This is a genomic window from Limnohabitans sp. (assembly GCF_040401135.1).
Lineage (GTDB): Bacteria > Pseudomonadota > Gammaproteobacteria > Burkholderiales > Burkholderiaceae_C > Limnohabitans.
The window spans coordinates 1-20,721 of sequence record NZ_JBBAOV010000021.1; the positions used below are offsets into that span (position 1 = coordinate 1).

Sequence of the window (20,721 nt, forward strand, 5' to 3'; positions counted from 1 at the left end):
CCAGCACCGACTACTCGGGCGACCTGAACATTGACGAAAAAATCTTGGCCCGTGTGGTGGACACCTACCGACGCGTTCGCAACACACTGAAGTTTTTGCTCGCCAACGTGAGCGACTTTGACCCCGCCACAGACAGCGTGCCGTTTAACGACTTGCTGGAAATCGATAAGTACGCCCTGTCGCGTGCTGCACAAGTGCAAGCCGACATTCGCGCCCACTTTGATGCGTATGAGTTCCACCCCGTGGTGTCGAAGTTGCAGCTGTACTGCTCGGAAGATTTGGGCGCGCTCTATCTGGACGTGCTCAAAGACCGTCTGTACACCACCGCCACCAAGTCGCTTGCACGCCGCAGCGCACAAACCGCGTTGCATCAAATCACCCACGCCATGCTGCGCTGGATGTCCCCGTTCCTCAGCTTCACGGCTGAAGAGGCGTGGACGACGTTTGGCAAGTCTGAGTCGATCTTCTTGGAAACTTTCACCGATCTCGGTGCAAGCAATGCGGCCTTGATGGACAAGTGGCGTACCGTGCAGCTAGTGCGCGAAATCGCCAACAAAGAAATCGAAAACAAACGCACCGAGGGTTTGGTGGGGGCATCGCTGCAAGCAGAGCTGACCATCCACTGCAATGGCGCAACATATGACGCGCTGGCCTCGTTGGGCGACGATTTGAAGTTTGTGTTCATCACCTCCAAAGTCACCTTGATCAAAGGCGAAGGCGAAGTCTTAACCGTCGAGGTGAAATCCAGCGCCGCAGCCAAGTGCGACCGCTGCTGGCACTACAGCGACGATGTGGGATACAACCCCGCTCACCCCACCTTGTGCGGCCGTTGCGACAGCAACTTGCACGGCGACGGTGAAGTGCGTCATTTCGCCTAAGGAGAGCACACACATGGCACGCCACACCTTCATTCGCAGCACCACCTCTTATTGGGTGTGGTTAGGGCTTGCTGCTTTGATTCTCTTGGCCGACCAATTCACCAAAGTGCTCATCGTCAGCACCTATCAGTTGGGCGAAGGGTTTGCGGTCAGCAGCTTTTTTAACATCGTGCGCGTACACAACGAAGGCGCTGCGTTTTCGTTCCTCGCCACCGCGGGTGGCTGGCAGCGTTGGTTCTTCACGGCTCTGGGTATCGTGGCCACCATCGCCATGGTGTGGATGCTCAAAAAGCACGCCGGCCAAAAACTGTTTGGCTTTGCCATCGCCTGCATCTTGGGCGGCGCTGTGGGAAACGTGATTGACCGCGTAATGTACGGTTACGTGGTGGACTTTCTTGATTTGTATTACGCTGGCATTCACTTCCCAGCGTTCAACATTGCCGACAGTGGCATCACGCTGGGTGCGGCTTGCCTCATCTTGGACGAAGTGCTGCGCGTTCGCCGCGGACACTGACTATGCAAATACTTTCACCTCAAACCGTTTCTGTTTCAGAACTCACAGCCACTGTCCAACAAAATGGCTATGCCGTCTTAAGCGCCGCCGATGTGGCCGAATGGGCGGATTGCACATTGGACGCACTGCAAGACCTGTCGCCAAGCTGGAACAACATGCCGCCCGACAACTACCTCAAAGACGGTGGCCGCTATCGGCGCCGCTTGCACAGCAGTTTTGTGTTTGAACACAAAGTCTTGGCCCAAGTGCCGCATCGCGCACATTGGCAATCGGTCGACTACAACGCACTGCACGGCGGCATGGAGCGCTGGTTTGAACCCATGCACGCAGCCACCGTGACGTCGCCAGCGTGGGCCAAGTTGCTCACGGCACTCGCCAACACGGCAAGCCAAGTGCACGGCACACCCCACACCAAATGGTGTATCGAGGCCCATCAATTCCGCATTGACACGACAGACGGAATTGGCCGCCCCACACCCGAAGGCGCCCACCGCGATGGCGTGGATTTTGTGGCGGTGTTCATGGTCAACCGCAGCCACATTAAAGGTGGCGAGACCCGCGTGTTTGAAGCCAATGGCCCACAAGGCGAACGCTTCACCCTGCATGAGCCTTGGTCTTTGCTGTTGCTAGACGACACCCGCGTGATTCACGAAAGCACGCCCATTCAGCCCTTGGCTGAGGGTGGCCACCGCGATACGCTGGTGCTGACCTGCCGCGCTGACAAGTTTCAGGACGCTGAGCCCAGCGCCTAAAAAGCCAGCGCTGTCATCACAAGGTGATGATGGTGCAACCCGTTGTCTTGCGGGCTTCCAAGTCCCGGTGCGCTTGGGCAATGTCGGCCAATGGGTAGGTTTGGTCGATGTGAATCTTCACCTTGCCGCTGGTCACCGCTTCAAACAAATCATCGGCCATCGCTTGTGTGCTTTCACGCGTAGCGATGTGACTAAACACGGTTTGACGTGTGAGGTAGATCGAACCCTTAGCTCCCAACAAGCCGGGGGCGATAGGCGCAGGTGAACCTGAGGCATTGCCAAAGCTGGCCATCAAACCAAACGGTGCGATGCAATCCAGTGACTTGTCCCACGTGTCTTTACCCACTGAGTCGTACACCACCTTCACACCCTTGCCACCTGTGATTTCTTTCACGCGAACAAGGAAGTCTTCGGTGTTGTAGTTGATCACGTGCGCTGCGCCATTGGCTTTGGCCAATTCGCACTTGGCATCGCTGCCTGCCGTGCCAATCAGTTGGTAGCCCAAAGCCTTGGCCCATTGGCAAGCGATCAGGCCAACACCACCAGCGGCAGCGTGGAACAAGATGAAGTCACCCTTGTGCAAGCCGCCTTGTGGCAAGGTGCTCTTCAACAAGTATTGAGCGGTCAAACCTTTGAGCATCATGGCTGCACCGGTTTCAAACGAAATCGCGTCTGGCAATTTGCACACGCACTTGGCAGGCATCACGCGCTCTTCGCAGTAGCTGCCGGATGGATGGCTGGTGTAGGCAGCGCGGTCGCCTACTTTCAGGTGGGTCACGCTCTCGCCCACGGCTTCGACGATGCCGGAGGCTTCCATACCCAAGTGCAGCGGCATCGGCATGGGGTACACCCCCGTGCGTTGGTAAACATCAATGAAATTCAAGCCAATGGCTTTGTGGCGAATGCGAATTTCACCAGGGCCTGGCTGGCCCACGGTGACGTCAACGAGCTTGAGCTCTTCGGGGCCGCCGTGTTGTTCGATGATGACTGCTTGGGTCATGGGGGGATGCTCCAGAGATAAATGATTTTTAGACTTTAATCCTGCCATGAATTTGGTCGCACAGATGTCACCTAAGTTATTGGGGCTCATGTAAAGTCATTTGCTTATGTCTTTCGTCCCTCATGCTTTGACGCCGCGCACGGCGGCACTTTTATTGGTTGCACCCCTTTTGTGGGCAGGCAATGCCATCGTTGGGCGAATGGTGCAAGAGTTAATCCCTCCGTTGACGCTGAACTTTTTACGCTGGGTGCTGGCCTTTGTGCTGCTCTTGCCCATCGCGCACCAAGTGTTGCGACGCACCAGTCCTTTGTGGCCGCATTGGAAGCATTACGGTTTGCTGGGCTTGTTGGGCGTAGGGTGTTACAGCAGCTTGCAGTATTTGGCTTTGCAAACCTCTACCCCTATGAATGTCACCTTGGTCGCCTCGAGCGCACCTGTGTTCATGCTGGCCATGGGGGCATTCTTTTTCAACCAAGTGGTGCGCAAGCGCCAAATATTTGGGGCCTTGCTGTCTATCGTGGGCGTTCTGCTGGTGCTGTGCCGCGGGGACTGGCATGCGCTGACCCATGTGCAATTGGTTTTGGGGGATGTGTTTGTGCTCATCGCCACCGTCTGTTGGGCTTGGTACAGCTGGCTGCTGTCGCACACCCAAGAGCCAGCCCAAGTGAGGGGTAACTGGGCTTTCTTTTTAATGGCGCAAGTCGTCTTTGGATTGGCTTGGTCTGGTGCATTCACCGCAGCTGAGTGGGCTGGCTACACAGGCATGGTGAATGTACATATCAGTTGGAGCTGGCCCTTGGTAGCGGCGCTGGTTTATGTTGCCGCGGGTCCCTCGGTTTTGGCTTACCGTTGCTGGGGCTTGGGCGTGCAACGCGTGGGCCCCAACATCACGAGTTTTTTTACCAACCTCACGCCGGTGTTTGCGGCCACCTTATCGGTCATCGCCTTAGGCGAATTGCCACAGATGTATCACTTGGCTGCGTTTGTGATGATCATCGGCGGCATTGTGGTGTCGTCACGCCAGTAACTCAATATGTCCCCGCATAAGCCCCACCATCGGTCAAGATGTTTTGACCTGTGATGTAGCCCGCTTGGACAGAACACAAAAACGCGCAGGTGTCGCCAAACTCTTGCGGATGACCAAAGCGCTGGGCAGGAATGGTTTGCTTGCGTGCCTCAGCTATGACCTCCATCGACTGCCCGGTTTTTTCGACTGCGCCTTTCATGGTGGACCTGAGACGGTCCGTGTCATAGGCGCCGGGCAGCAGGTTGTTGATGGTCACGTTGTTGGCCGCCAGCTTTGTCGTGCGTGCTAAGCCCGCCACAAAACCCGTCAGCCCTGAACGTGCGCCGTTGGACAAACCCAAAATGTCGATGGGTGCTTTCACGGCGCTGGAGGTAATGTTGACGATGCGGCCAAATCCACGCTCAGCCATGCCGTCCACTGTGGCTTTGATCAGCTCAATCGGCGTGAGCATGTTGGCGTCCACCGCCTTGATCCAATCGTCTCGCTCCCAGTTGCGAAAGTCGCCAGGCGGTGGACCGCCTGCATTGGTCACCACGATGTCAAAGTTTTTACCAGGCCCCCCCGCCACTGACCAAATGGCTTTACGCCCTTCGGGTGTCGTGATGTCAACAGCCACCGCAAGAACGGTTGCACCGAATTGGCGCAGCTCTGTGGCCGCGGCCTCCAGCGCCTCAGCTCCGCGCGCCACGATGACCACATGAGCGCCTTCACGCGCCAACGATTGCGCACAACCAAAGCCCAAACCCTTGCTTGCACCACCCACCAAAGCCCATTTGCCTTTGAGTCCTAAATCCATGAAATGACACCCCGCTTAAACCTCAAAACCTGAGTTTATGTGAGGACAACAAAAGGACAAGTCACAAACGCTCAGTACCATTGGGGCCATGTCTTCCCTTGAACTTACCCTGCTGTATCTGTGCGCTGCCGTGCTCTGCGTGGTGGCCTGCCGACTGCTGCATTTGCCCGCTATGTTGGGCTATTTGTTTGCAGGCGTGGTGATTGGCCCCAACGCATTGGCACTGGCTAAAGAGTCGGTGGCGGTAGAACACTTGGCCGAATTTGGCGTGGTGTTTTTGATGTTCGTCATTGGTTTGGAATTCAATCTGCCCAAGCTAATGCGCATGCGCAAGCTGGTGTTTGGCCTAGGGCTGGGTCAAGTGGTGCTGACGTTGATCGGCGCATTTTTACTCAACCTCGCGGTGGGTTTTGCACTCAAAGAATTGGGCCACATTTGGCGCTTGAGCTGGCAGACGTCTATTGCGCTGGGCAGTGCCTTGGCCATGTCAAGCACTGCAATTGTGGTCAAGCTCATGTCTGACCGCGTCGAGATGGAGTCGCCCCACGGCCAACGCGTGATGGGCGTTTTACTATTTCAAGACTTGGCCGTTGTGCCACTGCTGGTGCTTATCCCCGCGCTGGCTGACATGGGCGAACACAACATTTGGCGAGTGCTTGGCATCGCCATGCTCAAAGCTTCTGCGCTAGTGGGCTTGCTGCTGTGGGGAGGCCAGCGGGTCATGCGGGCGTGGTTGCAGGTCGTGTCCAAACGCAAGAGCGATGAGCTGTTCATGCTCAACCTTTTGTTCATGACGCTGGGCTTGGCATGGCTGACAGAGCTAGCGGGTTTGTCGCTGGCCATGGGTGCATTTCTAGCAGGTATGTTGATTGCAGAGACCGATTTCAAACATAAGGTGGAGGCCGACATTCGACCTTTCCACGATGTGTTGCTGGGCTTGTTCTTCATCACCATCGGCATGAAGCTGGATTGGGAAGTGTTGATTGACAGCTGGGCGTGGGTGCTGTTGCTGTCGCTGGTGCCTTTGTTTCTGAAAGCGGGTTTGGTTTTTGTGCTGGCTCGCCTCACGGGTGCGCCAGCGGGCGTGAGCCTGCGCACCGCTTTGTACCTCGCACAAGCGGGTGAGTTCGGTTTTGTGTTGTTGTCGCTCGGCTTGCAAAACTCTCTCATCCCCGCGGCGTGGATGAGCCCCATCTTGGCGTCCATGGTGTTGTCGATGATTGCCACGCCGTTCTTGGTGATGAATGCCGACCGCATCGTCAACCGCTTCATCAGCAACGATTGGCTGCTGCAATCGCTGGCCCTTACGGGCATGGCACAACGTTCGCTGAAAATTGAACACCACGTCATCGTGTGCGGCTACGGACGCAGCGGCCACAACTTGGCTGACTTGCTCAGCTTAGAAAAAATACCTTTTGTGGCGATGGACTCTGACCCTGAGCGCGTGCAAATGGGTCGCGACCACGGCCACCTCGTCGAGTTGGGCGACGCCACCCAATTCTCCAGCCTCATGTCCGCAGGCTTGGTGCGCGCCGCCGCCGTGGCTGTGACCTACCCAGACTTACCCTCTGCTTTGAAGGTGTTGGCGTGGGTCAAAGAACACGCGCCTCACGTGCCCGTGATCGTGCGCACCCACGACGATGAACACCTGGAAGACCTGCGCGCCGCGGGCGCAGCCGAGGTGGTGCCTGAAGTGATTGAAGGCAGCCTCATGTTGGCCAGTCAAACCTTGGCTCACATTGGCATTCCCCTCAAACGTGTGATTCGTTTGGTGCAAGGCCAGCGTATGACGCGCTATGCATTGATGCGCGATGCGTTGAAGCACAAAGAGGGTTTGGGCGATATTGAGCTGCGGTAACTCAGCAACTCAAACGATTCATCTCTGAATTTTCAATGCTTGGTAGCTTTTGCTAAGAAATTACGCCAGGCCTGCAACACAGCGTTCACCTCAGTCAAAGCAAATCTGCCTTCTGGCAAATTCCACCAATCCGTGTCCTCTGGCCCCACATTGCTTTGGTTGAACTGCACGCCACTGGTTTTGAAGTCCACGCAAAACATATCGCCATCGGCAAACCACTCAGCCAAGCTGTGGCTTTGCAATTGCGCCAAGGCGCTCAGCGCTTCGTCGCAACGCGCCACGTCGGTCATGTCACTGGTCAGCCAACTACATACAAAGCGGTTGATCGGATGCTGAGCATCATCCATGGCGTGTCCTTTCGGCGCACGCCATTCGCACACGGGATAAGTCACAGGCTTGGCTGTTGAGCCTGGCACTGGCAATTCTTGGTGGTAAAAAAAATGAATGTGTTGCATGGTCATTGGCTCATCATTTGGCATAAACGGGATACGCCGTGACACGCGGCGCGGTATAGCCCTCGACGCGCACACCACTGGGTGTGAGGGCGCTCCACTTGTCGCCACGGATATTTTTGTTGGGGCTGTTCCATGCAGCGTCTAACTCAGACGCCACGCGCTCGGCATTCCATGCTTTAGGAAACATGGTGTTTTGCATGGGCTTGCCATTGCGATCTGTTTTGGTCAGCCACAGGCCAGGCTTGGATGGGTCAGCCATTTGCACTTGCGCACGGTACACACCCGTGGCGTCTGGCGCTGACTCGCTGCCGGGAATGATGCGCACATCACCGTTAAGCAGGGTGTGCCCACCAGTAGGCAAACCTGTGCGACGGTTGAAATCCGCACCCAAGATGTGTTCCATATCGATGGGTGAACGTGCACTGGCCACACCTGAGGCCGCCAACACAAACACAGCAAGCGACCCCAACACAACGGAGCGCCACGTACTGATAAAACTTCGGTTCAAAAACATAGCTGACTTTCTTTCTCTTTCATCATTCACCTAAGACCGAACCTTCGCGTCGCGGATCAGCACCGCTGACCCACGACGTTGTTTGGTTGCTAGATTGTCGAACCACGGCCTGCAGACCGCTGGTCAATGCTTGTTCGCGCACCTCTTGCCCGCGCTCGCGCAAGGCCGCAAGGGTAGCAGGTGCAAAACGTCCGCCTTCCAATACCAAGGGCCCACCCACACTGCCAAAGTTGGGCAGCGCAATGGCTTGCTGTGGGCTTAGGCTCCAGTTCAACACGCCGTACAAAGTTTTGGCAGTGAAGTGAATGAGCATGGCGCCACCCGGACTGCCCACACTCATCACCAATTGGCCTGTGGCTTTGTCAAACACCAAGGTGGGCGACATCGACGAGCGCGCGCGCTTGTTGGGCTGTACACGGTTGGCCACCGCGCGGCCTTGCGGATCGCGCGGGGCAAAGCTGAAGTCGGTCAACTCGTTGTTCAGCAAAAAACCTTTCACCATTTGGCGTGCACCAAACGCGTCTTCGATGGTGGTGGTCATGGCCAGCGCATTGCCCTGCCCATCGACGATGCTGATGTGCGAGGTGCCGTACTCGGGCTGCTCAGCCATGGGCGCAAAGCTGCTGCCTTGAGCGCGCACAGGCACACCGGGCGAAGCTTGCGGCATGGCCGTGGGGCGAATGAGCTTGGCACGGTCGCGTAGATATGCAGGGGCCAGAAGGCTTTGCCACTCACCACCGGGGCCGCTGACAAAGTCAGGGTCGGCCACGTATTGGGCACGGTCAGCAAAGGCAAGTCGCGTGGCCTCGTTGTACAGATGCAACCAACGCGGGTCGGGCGCACCATCAACCGTGTCCACTGGCGAGGGCATCAAAGACGCCGGCGTGTGTTGCAACATGCCCAATATTTGCCCCATGGCAATGGCACCCGAACTAGGCGGCGGGAAACCGCACACCCGATACACGCGGCTCAGCGCTGCATGGTCAAAGCACAGCGGTATGCGTTCTCTTGCTTGGTAGTTGGCAAGGTCGCTCATCGCCAAACGGCCGGGGTTGCTGGGGTGCTGCTGCACTTTACGCACCATAGCTTCGGCGATGTCACCGCTGTAAAACGCTGGCACGCCCTCGAGGGCAATGCGTTGCAGCACCGCAGCCAACTCTGGATTGCGCAGCACATGGCCTATGGCGTGAGGCTCACCATTGGGTTGGTAAAAGTAAGCGCGGGCGGTTGGGTCAAGCCGCAAAAACGCATCGGCCTTCAGCAGTGCATGCAAGCGTGGGCTGATGGCAAAGCCTTGGCGAGCCAAACTGATGGCGGGCTCAAACAATTGGGCCCACGGCAGCTTGCCGTGTTGTAAATGGGCTTGCGCCAACATGCGCAACACACCAGGCGTGCCCACCGAACGGCCACCTACCGCAGCAGCGTGAAATGCCAAGGGCTTGCCTTCGGCGTTCAGCAACAGGTCTTCGGTGGCGGCTGCGGGCGCCGTCTCTCGGCCATCGAAGGCTTGCAACCTCGGAGCGGCGAGCACACCCTCACCCGCTGTGCTGTGCAACAAAAACGCGCCACCGCCAATACCACTTGATTGCGGCTCGACCAAGCCCAACACCATTTGCACAGCAATGGCAGCATCCACCGCCGAACCGCCAGCTTTCAACACATCAAAGCCCGCCTGCGTGGCCAATGGGTTGGCCGCCGCCACGGCAGACCTGCGCGTCACCACATCGGTTTTAGGTGTGAGGCCACTGGCAATTTCGGGCTGCAGCGGTGCAATGCCCGTAATACTAGGGGACGAAATGCATGCGCCTAACAACGCGCATAGCCCAAGGGCTAGAACGCAGCGCATACCAGAGGCGGGCAGTGCAAGGCCAGCTGTTGGGTGTGATTGATCATTGAGGTCATTCAAGTAAAACACGTTCATCCATCAATATAAACGAAGCCCCATGTTGACCAAATGAAAAACGGCACCCGAAGGTGCCGTTAGGAAAGTGCAACAGAATGAACTGAGTTACTCTTCCACGAAGGCTTCTTCGCGTTTGGATTTGATGGCCGGCAACAGCACGATCACCAAGAGCAGAGCAGCAGCAGCCAACAAGCCAGCAGACAACGGACGTGTAGCGAATACAGTCCAGTCACCACGCGACAGCAACAGGGCGCGACGCAGGTTTTCTTCCATCATGGGGCCAAGAATGAAACCCAGCAGCAAAGGCGCAGGCTCTACACCTAGCTTCATGAAGGTGTAGCCCACCAAACCAAAGCCAGCCACCATCCAAATGTCGAAGGTATTGTTGTTGGTCGAGTACACGCCGATCGCGCAAAACAGCACGATGGCGGGGAACAAGAAGCGGTAAGGCACAGACAACAACTTGATCCACATGCCGATCAAAGGCAGGTTCAGAATCACGAGCATCAAGTTACCAATCCACATCGAGGCAATCAGACCCCAGAACAACTCGGGGTTGCTGGTCATCACCTGTGGGCCGGGCTGGATGTTGTGAATGGTCATCGCACCCACCATCAAAGCCATCACGGCGTTGGGAGGAATACCCAAGGTGAGCAAGGGAATGAACGAGGTTTGCGCACCCGCGTTGTTGGCAGCTTCAGGCGCAGCCACACCACGGATGTTGCCTTGACCGAAGGGCACCTCACCAGGATGCAGCTTGGTTTTCTTTTCGATGGTGTAAGCCGCAAATGCAGCCAACAACGCACCGCCACCAGGCAACACGCCGAGCAACGAACCCAACGCAGTGCCGCGAAGCACAGCGGGCATCATGTTCTTAAAATCTTCCTTGGTAGGGAACAAACCCTCGACCTTGGCCGTGAACACTTCTCGATCGTCTTCAGGTTTTGACAAGTTCGAAATGATCTCGCCATAACCAAACACACCCATCGCCACCACAACAAAGCCCACACCGTCGGTGAGTTCGGGGATGTCAAAGCTGAAACGAGCCACGCCAGAGTTGACGTCGGTGCCGATCAAGCCCATCAAGAGGCCCAACACGATCATGGCAATCGCTTTGAGCAAAGAGCCCGAAGCCAACACCACCGCGCCGACCAAGCCCAAGATCATGAGCGAGAAATATTCAGCTGGGCCGAACTTGAACGCAAGTTCTGTCAAAGGAGGCGCGAAGGCCGCCAAGATCAACGTACCCACAGAACCAGCAAAGAACGAACCCAAACCAGCGGCTGCCAAGGCGGGGCCTGCACGGCCCTTACGAGCCATTTGGTAGCCGTCAATGGTGGTGACCACCGAAGACGATTCCCCTGGCAAGTTCACCAAAATTGCAGTGGTCGAACCACCGTATTGAGCGCCATAGTAAATACCAGCCAACATGATCAGCGCTGAAACAGGAGGCAGCGCGTAAGTGGCAGGCAGCAACATGGCGATGGTCGCCACGGGGCCGATGCCTGGCAACACGCCAATCAGCGTGCCCAAGATACAGCCGATCAAGGCATACATCAGGTTGATGGGCGTGAAGGCCACGCCAAAACCTATTGCAAGGTTTGAAATCAAATCCATTTTTTAATTCTCCAGGCTCAACCAGTGATGAAGGCGGGCCACACAGGCATCTGCAATTTCAGCAGCATGATGAAGGCGAGGTAACTACCCACAGACAAAGCGGTGGCCAGTATTAAAGATTCTTTCAGGGAAAAGGTATCGCCCGCCTTGCCAGCGATGATGACCAAAGCGTAAATAGCAGCGATCAAACCCATGGGTGGAACGCCAAAGCGTGGCAAGCCGGCCAACAAAATACCGAAAACAATGTTGGCACCCAAGATGAAAACAACGGGCTTCCAAGCAAATGCGCCCACTGGCTCGCCGTCTTCGGTGTGCTCAATCAATGAGTAAAAGGTGATGCAACCACCCAGCACGGCCAAAAAGATACCGAGCAATAAAGGAAAGTAACCAGGCCCCATGCGCGCACCCGTTCCAATGTTGTAGCTGGTTGCGCCCCAAGCAAAAGCAGCACCGACCAATGTAAACATCAGGCCAGAGAAAAAGTCTTTTTGACTTTTGATCATTTCATCTCCTCTATTCAAAAGCAAATATGCGCCAAATTATGGCGGTCTTGCTGTGCCAATATGAATGTGGGTTACACCTATTTTTAAAAGATGAAAAGCAAGGGGTAAACCCCTAAGCCCCTAGGCTTTCAAGGGCTTGAACACGCGCAACCATTTAGTGGCGGGCAATGGCCAACGCGCTTGAATAGCCTCGGCTCTCGCCATCAATTCGGCACGTTTGGGATGCACGGGCGTGCGCTGCGCCAGCACCACGGTGTTGCCTTCGCGTGTGGGCTTGAAGGCCCACAGTGCGTCTTCACCAAACGCTTTGGCCATTTTGGCAAGGCTTTGTTCATAGCTAGAACTGCGGCCAAACAAATTGACCGTCATGCAACCCTCGTCCGTCAACAGGCTGCGGCAGTCGGCATAAAACTCTGTGCTGTCCAGCACGGGTGATGCGGCTTCGTGGTCATAGAGGTCTACTTGCAAAGCATCAATCTGGCCTCGCCAATGGTCGTGTTTGGCCACCTCGTCGGCATCACCCAGCACCACTTGCAGTTTGGCGCTGTCGGCAGGTAGCTTGAACCATAGACGACAGGCGGCCACCACTTGGGGGTTGAGTTCAATCGCCGTGGTTTTCATACGCAGGTGCTTGAACGAAAACTTGGTGAGCGACGCAGCACCCAAGCCCAACTGCATGGCGTGCAGTTTGCCCACTTTGTCGATCTCCACAAACAAAAGCCACGCCATCATGCGTTGCACGTACTCTAGGTCGATCTCAAAGGGCTTGTCGATGTTCATAGAACCTTGCACCCACGGCGTGCCAAGGTGCAGATAGCGAATGTCGCCGTAGTCAGAAAAATTAACTTCTGGGAGATCGTTTTTTTTCTTGGTTGCCATTTTTATTCCGCCATGCCTTCCACCACAAAGCGCACGCGCTTGTTGCCCTGCCACTCATCGACTTCTAAGCGAAACGCCAAATGTGCCAACGCAGGCAGTGGATCGACACGGCCAAACCAAATGCCGTCCACGGGCTGACCTTGGTGGCGTAGTTTGAGCGCCAAATGTTTTTCACCCACCAAGCGCTGCCCCAACACTTCAACTTCTTCGCTGAACGTGGGCGGTGCAAAGCCTTGGCCCCACACTTCGCGTGACAAGGTGTCGACCAACTCAGGGATTCGGTATTCGGGCAACAAGGGGCCGTCCGTTTCTAAGCGGCGTTGCAAGGTGGCTTCGTCCAACCACTCTTGCGCAACTTGTTGCAGCGCTTCTTCAAAGGTGGCTAGGTTGTCTTCTTCCAAAGTGCAACCCGCCGCCATGGCATGACCGCCAAAACGCAGCAGCACCTCGGGATGGCGCTTGGCCACCAGGTCCAAGGCATCGCGCAAATGAAAGCCGGGGATGGAGCGGCCCGAACCTTTGAGCTCATGCCCCTTGCCCGCTGCTTGGCTGGGCGCAAACACAAAGGTGGGGCGATGGTGCAAGTCTTTGAGCTTGGCCGCCACGATGCCCACCACGCCTTCGTGAAAGTCGGGGTCGAATACGCACAGGGCGGAGGGCGGTTCTTCTTCTGGGTCAAACATGTCTTGCGCCAGCTCTAGGGCTTGCTCGCGCATGTCACCTTCAATCTCGCGGCGCTCGCGGTTGATACGGTCAAGTTGCGAGGCCAGTTCGGTCGCACGGCCGACGTCGTCGGTGGTGAGGCATTCAATGCCCAACGTCATGTCTGACAAACGGCCTGCGGCATTGATACGTGGGCCTAGCGCAAAACCAAAATCTTGAGAGGTGCACTTTTCGCTAGGGCGACCGGCCGCTGCAAACAACGCGGTCATACCCGCTGGCATTTGACCCTTGCGCACACGCGCCAAACCTTGGGCCACCAAGCGACGGTTGTTGGCGTCGAGCTTGACCACGTCGGCCACAGTGCCGAGTGCCACGAGTGGTAACAGCGTATCTAACTTGGGTTGCTGTTCGGCAGTGAACACCCCGCGCTTGCGCAGTTCCGCACGCAAGACCAGCAACACATAAAACATCACGCCCACACCGGCAAGTGCTTTGCTCTCGAACGTGCAACCCGGTTGGTTGGGATTGACCATCGCATCGGCCTCGGGCAATACCGCCGCTGGCAAATGGTGGTCAGTGACGAGCACTTGCAAGCCCAATTTGCGCGCGGTGGCCACGCCCTCGACGCTGGCAATGCCGTTGTCCACGGTAATGAGCACGTCCGCGCCACTGGCTTTGACGCGCTCGGCAATGGGAGGCGTGAGGCCATAGCCATCAACCACGCGGTCGGGCACGATGTAGTTCACGTGCTTCGCGCCCAACAAGCGCAGGCCGCGCAGGGCAACGGCACAAGCAGTAGCGCCGTCGCAGTCGTAGTCGGCCACGATGCAGAGTTTTTTATTCTCAGCCATGGCATCGGCCAGCAGCATAGCGGCAGCTTCAATGCCTTTCAGACTCGTGGGAGGCAACAGTTGCGCGAGTGAAGCGTCGAGCGTAACTGCATCTTGAATACCGCGTGCGGCATACAAACGCGCCAACAGCGGATGCACGCCCGCTTGCTCCAGTGCCCAAATGCTGCGAGGTGGCATGTCGCGTGGAATGAATTGCATGGGCTTAGTCTTTCAGGGGCGCAACGGCCAACACGGTGTCTAAAGAAATGGGGGCGAAGTGCGTGCGCACACGTTGCCAAAACGATGGTGCGGCGCTGTCATACACATGAAACTCATGCTCGCCGCACAACACCAAGCGCTGTGGCTCACCCGTGGCCAAGCGGGCCAGCATGGGTGCGATGACGTGGGCGTCAACGTGTTGCCACGCTTCTAACCAACCGATAAGGTCTTGTTGCAAAGCACTTTGGCGCAGGGTTGGAATGACAGTGGGTTCTGGTTGCTGCAGCGCAGACACCGGCAACGCGCCCGTGCCGTGTACCCAAAACGAGTTGATGGTTAGGCCTCGCCCTTCGTTGGCAGGATGGGTGTAGAGCAGCATTTGCATCTCGTTTTGCAAACGGCGCAGCAGTTTGGCTGCGGGGCTGAGCGCATCGGCCGCCACATGGCAGCCCACCAACCACGGGTCAATGTTGCGCCCTATGACGCGGTCAAGCGAAGCGGTGGGCAAGTCGACCAACAGCGGCGACTGCGCCAACCACTGGCCCGGCTTATAGGGGTGCAAGGCAATCCCGTCTTCGGCAAAGAAGCTTTGCATAGCTTTGAACAAGATGGCGTCTGTGGCTTCGTCCAATTGCAAATACGCGGGATCGCCCATCGTGACTTGGCCGTTGCTCACGTGCCAATTGCAAAGAGTGATGAAGGCCCAGCCAGATGGCGATGCGGTAGACGTCAAACTGACAAGGCTCGTCTGGGCTTCATGCTCGGCCGCCGCACGCGCCGCCCAAGGCAACGCACCATCCGTCGCAGGCCAGCCAACGCTAAGCGCCCAAGCACGTTCATGCGGAGGCGACAAAGTAGCGAGCAACGGTTCTTGCACGTCGTCCACTTGCACGTCGACACGTCGGGCCTTCGCCAACCACGCACGCAAATTAGGCAGATCAGCTTTGGCCAACACCGATGCTTCAGGGCCGTGCGTGGTCCACATCGAAAACGGAATCAGGGTCAGCGCAGAAGTCATGGGCTGGATTGTCCGTGATGCAGCTACACATCGCGACAAGGCTGTCTTTTCTCTACGGGATAATTCAGTCCACATGCAACCCACCTCCTCCAAACTTCCCTACGAGCTTCTCATTGGCTGGCGCTACACGCGCGCGGGCCGAGTTGCTGGCCGCAACGGTTTTATTTCGTTCATCTCAGGCGTGTCCATGTTGGGCATTGCGCTGGGTGTTGCTGCGCTCATCATTGTTCTCAGCGTGATGAACGGCTTTCAAAAAGAAGTGCGTGACCGCATGCTGGCCGTGGTGTCTCACATCGAGCTATTTGCCCCTGGTGGCGAAGGTTTTGCCGATGTCAATGCCCTGATCGCGCAAGCCAAGCAAAACTCACAAGTCATCGCTGCAGCGCCCTTCGTGTCACAACAAGCTTTAATGGCGCGCGGCGAAGACATGCGCGGCGCAATGGTGCGCGGCATTGACCCCGTGCCCGAAACTCAGGTAAGCGACTTCACCCTGCAAATCCCCCCCGAAGTGCGTGCCACTTTGCAGGCCGGTAGCTTCAATGTCGTGTTGGGCGGCGAACTGGCCATGTCCATGGGCGTGCGCGTGGGCGACCAAATTACCCTGATCGCCCCCGGCGGGCAAGTGACGCCCGCAGGTGTCATGCCGCGCTTGAAGCAACTGCGTGTATCGGGCATTTTTGATTCGGGCCATTACGAATACGACGCGTCTTTGGCGCTGCTACACATCGATGACACACAACGCATCTTTCGCCTTCAAGCGCCCACGGGCGTGCGCCTAAAAATCAAAGACAGCCAACAAGCCCGCAGCGTGGCTTATGACTTAGCACTGCAGTTAGGCCCCGATGTGATCGTGCGCGACTGGACCCGCCAAAACCGCACTTGGTTTGCCGCGGTGCAAGTAGAAAAACGCATGATGTTCATCATCCTCACGCTCATCGTGGCGGTGGCGGCGTTCAATCTTGTCACCACGCTGGTGATGACTGTCACCGACAAACGCGCCGACATTGCCATTTTGCGCACGCTGGGTGCAAGCCCAAAAAGCATCATGGCCATCTTTGTGGTGCAAGGGGCAACGGTGGGCGTGCTGGGCACGTTGGGCGGTTTGCTGCTGGGCCTGAGCGTGGCGTTCAACATTGACGTCATCGTGCCAGCCATTGAACAACTGCTGGGTGCTAGCTTCTTGCCGCGCGACATCTACCTGATTAGCCGCATGCCGAGCGACCCGCAATCGGCTGATATTTGGCCCATCACTCTTATATCTCTGGCGATGGCGTTCTTGGCCACCCTCTATCCCAGTTGGCGCGCTAGCCGCGTCAACCCTGCGCAAGCGTTGCGCTACGAATGAGGCTAAAAATGTCACACACACCTATTCTTTACGCCCGTAACATCAGCCGCCGCTTTCACGAAGGCCCGCTGGATGTGACCGTGCTTCAAAACGTCGACTTGTCGGTCAATGCTGGCGAAACGCTGGCGATCGTCGGCTCATCGGGTTCTGGCAAAAGCACCTTGCTGCATGTGCTGGGTGGTTTAGACGCACCTACCTCTGGCCACGTGTCCTTGATGGGTCATGCTTTGGCTGGCCTCAGTGCTGCGGCTTTGGGCGAGCTGCGCAACCAGCATTTGGGCTTTGTGTATCAGTTTCACCACCTGTTGCCCGAGTTCAGCGCACTCGACAACGTGGCCATGCCTTTGTGGATTCGCCGCATGGACCGCACCGCCGCCAGTGCCCAAGCGCAGGCCATGCTTGAAGCCGTGGGCTTAGGCCCACGCATCCACCACCGCCCCGCCGAACTGTCGGGCGGTGAACGCCAACGCGTGGCCATTGCCCGCGCCCTCGTCACCCGCCCTGCGTGCGTGTTGGCTGACGAGCCCACGGGCAACCTCGACCGCAGCACCGCCGACAACGTGTTTGCTCTGATGCTGCAACTGGCCCGCGAGCACAACACCGCCTTTGTGGTGGTCACCCACGACAACACCTTGGCCGCTCGTTGCGACCGCCAGCTGCACCTGAGTGCTGGCGTACTGCAAAACCATTGAACAGCACAAACCGCTGAATTCAACAACTAGCCGTTGAACAAACGTCCACGCGCGTTTTGCGTGATCGCCGCTACGCACGGGTGCGAGATACGGCGCTCCACCGATACCGCAAAAAACTCTTCCACCAGTTCGTCGCTGCGACCCAGAACCTCCACGCCAAATTGCGCCACGGTTTCGTTTTCCAAGATGCTGGGCGACATGAACACACCCCGCCCTTCACGGCCAAACGCAGTCATCAACGCCCCGTCGTCAAACTCGCCCACCACCCGCGGCTGAATTTTTTGGCGCACTAGCCAGCCATCGAGTTGTTGCCGCACAGAGGAAGATGAGCCTTGAATCAACATGGGTGCATCGTGCAAACACTTAGGAAACTTGCCTTTCAGTGTGGTGCGTAAAGCTGGCGTGCAAAAAAAACTCATGGGCGTGGAGCCCAGCTCATGGTTAAACGCCTTGACGCTGATACGTTTGGACAGCGGCTCATCGGCGATCACCAAATCCAGGCGATGCAAAGCCAGTTGCGCCAGCAGGTCTGGAAACTTGCCCTCACTGCCAATCAAGCGCACGGGCTCGGCAATCGACAACGCGGGTTCAAGCAAACGATAGGCCACCGACTTGGCCACCGAGTCGGCCACACCCACCCGAAACTCCAGCGTGCGCACCCCCGCTTGGGTCTGGGTCATGGCGGCTTTTAGCTCTGAGCCCAATGCAAAAATATCGTCGGCATAGCTCAGCGCCTTGCGGCCGTCTTCGGTCAGTTCGAGCTGTCGACCACTTTTGCGAAACAGCTTACGGCCCAAGCTTTCTTCCAGCAATTTGATTTGCCCAGACAAGGTTTGCGGCGTAGTGTGTAACTGCTCACCTGCGCGCATAACACCGCCAGCACGTGCTGTGACCCAAAAATAATACAAATGTTTGAAATTCATAATGTCATTTAACTTCGTTTTTTACGCATGAATAAATTTATAAATACGAATTTACACGAAGTAATTTCCTACGTAAAGTGATAACACCAACGATAGGAGAATTTCATGCGTTTAAGTACCAAGAGCCGTTTTGCTGTGACTGCCATGATTGATATGGGTTTGCGCCAACACCAAGGCCCCGTGTCATTGGCAGCCATCAGCCAACGCCAGCACATCTCTATTTCTTACCTCGAGCAAATCTTTAGCAAGATGCGCCAGCACGGTTTGGTGGACAGCACGCGCGGCCCCGGTGGCGGCTACAACCTCAACCGCGATGCCAACCTCATCAGCGTGGCAGACATTATTTATGCAGTCAACAGCCCCGACGAAAAAGAGGAATTGCCAGCAGATGCCGAGCAAAACGGTTATGTGTCGGCTGAAGAGCTTTGGTCTAGCTTGAATCAAAAAATGGACGACCACATGCAATCGATCAGCTTGCACAGTTTGATCGCAGCACAACTCTCCAAAGGTGGCCGTTCAACCAGTAACGGCTCTCCCAAGCGCGGTGTGTTTGCCCAAAAGCCGCAAGCTGCTGCCAAAACCAAAACGCCCAACTCGGTATTCGCGCTGGGCAACGCCTGGGTCAACAGCCACTGAGGATGTGGATTGACACACATGCCCACCTAGACGCCGCCGAATTTGATGTCGACCGCGCTGACGTGCATCGACGTGCGCGTGCCGCAGGGGTGGCAATGAGTGTGATTCCGGCCGTATCCGCCGCCAACTTTGATATTGTTCGCCTGCTAGCTCACGCGCAGCAAGACGCTTATGCGTTAGGCATTCACCCGCTTTTCACACCCGATGCCACCGAGGTGAATTTGGTCCAGTTGGATACTGCGCTGCACGCCCACCGCCACGACCCACGCTTGGTGGCCGTGGGTGAAATTGGTCTCGATGGTTTTGTGCCAGCGCTCAACTCACCCGAAGCCTTGGCCAAACAGCACTTGTTTTACAAAGCTCAACTCAAGCTAGCCCAACAACACCAGTTACCCGTCATCTTGCATGTGCGCCGCAGTGCCGACTGGCTGCTCAAAGGTTTGCGTGACATACCCGTGGTGGGCGGCATTGCTCACGCTTTTAACGGCAGCTTGCAACAAGCAGAGGCATTTATCTCAAGGGGCTTCAAGCTCGGTTTTGGCGGTGCGCTCACCTTTGACCGGGCCTTGCAACTGCGCCGATTGGCCACCGAGTTGCCGCTCTCAGCCATCGTGCTGGAAACTGATGCGCCCGACATTCCGCCACATTGGCTCTACACCAATGCCGAACAACGCGCCGCGGGACAGCCTCAAGGCCGCAACGAACCTGCAGAGTTGCCGCGTATTGCCCAAGTGCTGGCCGATCTGCGCGGCATATCCTTAGAAGCGTTGATAGCAGCCACCCGCGCCAATGCGCGAATTGCCTTGCCACGCCTACAATGAATGTGTGACTTCTTCCATCCTCAACGCCGACCTGCACTGCCACTCCGTGGTTTCGGATGGCACACTCACACCTGAGCAATTGGCCGAACGCGCCAAAGCCAACGGAGTAGAACTGTGGGCCTTGACTGACCACGACGAAGTGGGTGGCCAAGATCGCGCCTTGGCCGCAGCAAAGGCCAACGGCATGCACTACCTCACGGGCGTGGAAATCTCAATCACCTTCGTCAACAAAACGGTTCACATCGTGGGCCTTGGTTTTGACGCACACGACGCGCAGCTCCAAAAAGGCTTGCTCCAAACACGCGGTGGCCGTGGCGAACGGGCCAAAGAAATGTCTGAAGGACTCGCCAAAGTGGGCATCCACGGCGCTTACGAAGGCGCCCTCAAATACGCAGGCAACCACGAGCTGATTTCGCGCACCCACTTTGCCCGCTTCCTTGTCGAAGCGGGTGTTTGCCAAGACACCAACGAGGTGTTTCGCCGCTTTTTGACCGAAGGCAACCCCGGCTTTGTGCCACACAGTTGGGCATCGCTTAAAAACGCGGTGCAATGGATCGTGCAAGCCAAGGGTATGGCTGTCATCGCACACCCTGCGCGTTATGGTTTCACGCCCAATGAAGAGTTTGCGCTCTTCACCGAATTCAAAAACTACGGCGGCCAAGGCGTAGAAGTGGTCACCGGTAGCCACACCCCCGCAGAGTACGTGACCTATGCCGACATGGCCAAAGAGTTTGACCTTTTCGCCTCGCGCGGAAGTGATTTTCATAGCCCATCTGAGAGCCGCATCGACCTCGGCACCCTGCCTTGGCTACCCGGCCAACTCACCCCCGTGTGGGAAGCGCTTGCTGAGCGGGTTCAATAACCGCACGCCATCCCAC

General features: G+C 56.8%; 21 protein-coding genes. 10 read left to right on the plus strand and 11 right to left on the minus strand.

Annotation, left to right across the window (positions count from 1 at the left end):
* The 3 genes from ABWP81_RS07315 to ABWP81_RS07325 all read left to right on the plus strand — a co-directional run.
* On the plus strand, nt 1–878 hold an 878-nt coding region (locus tag ABWP81_RS07315), incomplete at its 5' end, for a class I tRNA ligase family protein (RefSeq protein WP_353140722.1).
* A 13-nt stretch (nt 879–891) separates the two neighbouring features.
* A complete protein-coding gene (gene lspA, locus ABWP81_RS07320) occupies nt 892–1,392 on the plus strand; it encodes a signal peptidase II (RefSeq protein WP_353131504.1) in 501 nt (166 codons plus the stop codon).
* Complete coding sequence (locus tag ABWP81_RS07325; RefSeq protein ID WP_502905522.1) at nt 1,389–2,144, plus strand: 2OG-Fe dioxygenase family protein; 756 nt, start codon at nt 1,389–1,391, stop codon at nt 2,142–2,144. Before lspA ends, ABWP81_RS07325 begins: the two co-directional genes overlap by 4 nt.
* 16 nt (nt 2,145–2,160) lie before the next feature.
* On the opposite strand, the gene ABWP81_RS07330 is transcribed toward ABWP81_RS07325, so the two are convergent.
* Nucleotides 2,161–3,144, minus strand: coding sequence for a quinone oxidoreductase family protein (locus ABWP81_RS07330; protein WP_353131506.1), 984 nt, complete (start codon nt 3,142–3,144; stop codon nt 2,161–2,163).
* 106 nt (nt 3,145–3,250) lie between these two features.
* Here ABWP81_RS07330 and ABWP81_RS07335 point away from each other — a divergent pair, with 106 nt between their 5' ends.
* Nucleotides 3,251–4,171 carry a DMT family transporter gene (locus ABWP81_RS07335; protein ID WP_353140726.1) on the plus strand — a complete coding sequence of 307 codons (921 nt, stop codon included), beginning with the start codon at nt 3,251–3,253 and terminating at the stop codon, nt 4,169–4,171.
* Nucleotide 4,172: 1 nt separating this feature from the next.
* Here ABWP81_RS07335 and ABWP81_RS07340 read toward each other — a convergent pair whose 3' ends face one another.
* The gene (locus ABWP81_RS07340) at nt 4,173–4,967 is read right to left on the minus strand and encodes an SDR family oxidoreductase (protein ID WP_353140729.1); all 795 of its coding nucleotides are present in this window, start codon (nt 4,965–4,967) and stop codon (nt 4,173–4,175) included.
* A gap of 88 nt (nt 4,968–5,055) precedes the next feature.
* On the opposite strand from ABWP81_RS07340, the gene ABWP81_RS07345 reads away from it, so the two are divergent.
* On the plus strand, nt 5,056–6,825 hold the full coding sequence (locus ABWP81_RS07345; RefSeq protein WP_353131509.1) for a cation:proton antiporter: 1,770 nt from the start codon (nt 5,056–5,058) through the stop codon (nt 6,823–6,825).
* A 32-nt stretch (nt 6,826–6,857) separates the two neighbouring features.
* Here ABWP81_RS07345 and ABWP81_RS07350 read toward each other — a convergent pair whose 3' ends face one another.
* The 8 genes from ABWP81_RS07350 to ABWP81_RS07385 all read right to left on the minus strand — a co-directional run bounded on the left by ABWP81_RS07350 (nt 6,858) and on the right by ABWP81_RS07385 (nt 15,426).
* Nucleotides 6,858–7,280, minus strand: coding sequence for a hypothetical protein (locus tag ABWP81_RS07350; RefSeq protein WP_353140731.1), 423 nt, complete (start codon nt 7,278–7,280; stop codon nt 6,858–6,860).
* Nucleotides 7,281–7,293: 13 nt separating this feature from the next.
* Entirely contained in the window at nt 7,294–7,794 is a 501-nt protein-coding gene (locus ABWP81_RS07355; RefSeq protein WP_353140733.1) for an EndoU domain-containing protein, read from the minus strand.
* Between the two features lie 22 nt (nt 7,795–7,816).
* Nucleotides 7,817–9,640 (minus strand): gamma-glutamyltransferase family protein, encoded by a 1,824-nt coding sequence (locus ABWP81_RS07360; RefSeq protein WP_353140778.1) that lies wholly within the window; start codon nt 9,638–9,640, stop codon nt 7,817–7,819.
* Between the two features lie 162 nt (nt 9,641–9,802).
* Entirely contained in the window at nt 9,803–11,314 is a 1,512-nt protein-coding gene (locus ABWP81_RS07365; protein ID WP_353131512.1) for a tripartite tricarboxylate transporter permease, read from the minus strand.
* A 17-nt stretch (nt 11,315–11,331) separates the two neighbouring features.
* Entirely contained in the window at nt 11,332–11,817 is a 486-nt protein-coding gene (locus ABWP81_RS07370) for a tripartite tricarboxylate transporter TctB family protein (RefSeq protein ID WP_353131513.1), read from the minus strand.
* A 120-nt stretch (nt 11,818–11,937) separates the two neighbouring features.
* On the minus strand, nt 11,938–12,696 hold the full coding sequence (locus ABWP81_RS07375; RefSeq protein ID WP_353140734.1) for a class I SAM-dependent methyltransferase: 759 nt from the start codon (nt 12,694–12,696) through the stop codon (nt 11,938–11,940).
* A 2-nt stretch (nt 12,697–12,698) separates the two neighbouring features.
* Entirely contained in the window at nt 12,699–14,408 is a 1,710-nt protein-coding gene (gene recJ, locus ABWP81_RS07380; protein ID WP_353140736.1) for a single-stranded-DNA-specific exonuclease RecJ, read from the minus strand.
* Nucleotides 14,409–14,412: 4 nt separating this feature from the next.
* Complete coding sequence (locus ABWP81_RS07385; protein ID WP_353140738.1) at nt 14,413–15,426, minus strand: hypothetical protein; 1,014 nt, start codon at nt 15,424–15,426, stop codon at nt 14,413–14,415.
* Between the two features lie 73 nt (nt 15,427–15,499).
* On the opposite strand from ABWP81_RS07385, the gene ABWP81_RS07390 reads away from it, so the two are divergent.
* Nucleotides 15,500–16,771 carry a lipoprotein-releasing ABC transporter permease subunit gene (locus tag ABWP81_RS07390; RefSeq protein WP_353140740.1) on the plus strand — a complete coding sequence of 424 codons (1,272 nt, stop codon included), beginning with the start codon at nt 15,500–15,502 and terminating at the stop codon, nt 16,769–16,771.
* An 8-nt stretch (nt 16,772–16,779) separates the two neighbouring features.
* Nucleotides 16,780–17,463 carry a lipoprotein-releasing ABC transporter ATP-binding protein LolD gene (gene lolD / locus ABWP81_RS07395; protein ID WP_353140742.1) on the plus strand — a complete coding sequence of 228 codons (684 nt, stop codon included), beginning with the start codon at nt 16,780–16,782 and terminating at the stop codon, nt 17,461–17,463.
* Nucleotides 17,464–17,489: 26 nt separating this feature from the next.
* Here lolD and nhaR read toward each other — a convergent pair whose 3' ends face one another.
* Entirely contained in the window at nt 17,490–18,386 is an 897-nt protein-coding gene (gene nhaR / locus ABWP81_RS07400; protein ID WP_353131519.1) for a transcriptional activator NhaR, read from the minus strand.
* A 105-nt stretch (nt 18,387–18,491) separates the two neighbouring features.
* On the opposite strand from nhaR, the gene ABWP81_RS07405 reads away from it, so the two are divergent.
* Genes ABWP81_RS07405 through ABWP81_RS07415 form a run of 3 tightly spaced genes read left to right on the plus strand, consistent with a single transcriptional unit; the run spans nt 18,492 to nt 20,705 of the window.
* The gene (locus tag ABWP81_RS07405) at nt 18,492–19,022 is read left to right on the plus strand and encodes an Rrf2 family transcriptional regulator (protein ID WP_353131520.1); all 531 of its coding nucleotides are present in this window, start codon (nt 18,492–18,494) and stop codon (nt 19,020–19,022) included.
* Nucleotides 19,019–19,843: a TatD family hydrolase gene (locus ABWP81_RS07410; protein WP_353131580.1), complete on the plus strand. Its 825-nt coding sequence runs from the start codon at nt 19,019–19,021 to the stop codon at nt 19,841–19,843. The genes ABWP81_RS07405 and ABWP81_RS07410 overlap by 4 nt, the downstream gene beginning before the upstream one ends.
* A gap of 4 nt (nt 19,844–19,847) precedes the next feature.
* On the plus strand, nt 19,848–20,705 hold the full coding sequence (locus ABWP81_RS07415) for a 3',5'-nucleoside bisphosphate phosphatase (protein WP_353140744.1): 858 nt from the start codon (nt 19,848–19,850) through the stop codon (nt 20,703–20,705).
* The last annotated feature ends 16 nt before the right edge of the window (nt 20,706–20,721 follow it).

Coding starts and splice junctions, on each gene's coding strand:
- ABWP81_RS07340 (WP_353140729.1), bottom strand. CDS start 4,967: ATGGATTTAGGACTCAAAGGCAAATGGGCTTTGGTGGGTGGTGCAAGC.
- ABWP81_RS07390 (WP_353140740.1), top strand. CDS start 15,500: ATGCAACCCACCTCCTCCAAACTTCCCTACGAGCTTCTCATTGGCTGG.
- ABWP81_RS07370 (WP_353131513.1), bottom strand. CDS start 11,817: ATGATCAAAAGTCAAAAAGACTTTTTCTCTGGCCTGATGTTTACATTG.
- ABWP81_RS07405 (WP_353131520.1), top strand. CDS start 18,492: ATGCGTTTAAGTACCAAGAGCCGTTTTGCTGTGACTGCCATGATTGAT.
- recJ (WP_353140736.1), bottom strand. CDS start 14,408: ATGCAATTCATTCCACGCGACATGCCACCTCGCAGCATTTGGGCACTG.
- ABWP81_RS07355 (WP_353140733.1), bottom strand. CDS start 7,794: ATGTTTTTGAACCGAAGTTTTATCAGTACGTGGCGCTCCGTTGTGTTG.
- ABWP81_RS07345 (WP_353131509.1), top strand. CDS start 5,056: ATGTCTTCCCTTGAACTTACCCTGCTGTATCTGTGCGCTGCCGTGCTC.
- ABWP81_RS07365 (WP_353131512.1), bottom strand. CDS start 11,314: ATGGATTTGATTTCAAACCTTGCAATAGGTTTTGGCGTGGCCTTCACG.
- lspA (WP_353131504.1), top strand. CDS start 892: ATGGCACGCCACACCTTCATTCGCAGCACCACCTCTTATTGGGTGTGG.
- nhaR (WP_353131519.1), bottom strand. CDS start 18,386: ATGAATTTCAAACATTTGTATTATTTTTGGGTCACAGCACGTGCTGGC.
- lolD (WP_353140742.1), top strand. CDS start 16,780: ATGTCACACACACCTATTCTTTACGCCCGTAACATCAGCCGCCGCTTT.
- ABWP81_RS07385 (WP_353140738.1), bottom strand. CDS start 15,426: ATGACTTCTGCGCTGACCCTGATTCCGTTTTCGATGTGGACCACGCAC.
- ABWP81_RS07375 (WP_353140734.1), bottom strand. CDS start 12,696: ATGGCAACCAAGAAAAAAAACGATCTCCCAGAAGTTAATTTTTCTGAC.
- ABWP81_RS07330 (WP_353131506.1), bottom strand. CDS start 3,144: ATGACCCAAGCAGTCATCATCGAACAACACGGCGGCCCCGAAGAGCTC.
- ABWP81_RS07360 (WP_353140778.1), bottom strand. CDS start 9,640: ATGCGCTGCGTTCTAGCCCTTGGGCTATGCGCGTTGTTAGGCGCATGC.
- ABWP81_RS07350 (WP_353140731.1), bottom strand. CDS start 7,280: ATGCAACACATTCATTTTTTTTACCACCAAGAATTGCCAGTGCCAGGC.
- ABWP81_RS07335 (WP_353140726.1), top strand. CDS start 3,251: ATGTCTTTCGTCCCTCATGCTTTGACGCCGCGCACGGCGGCACTTTTA.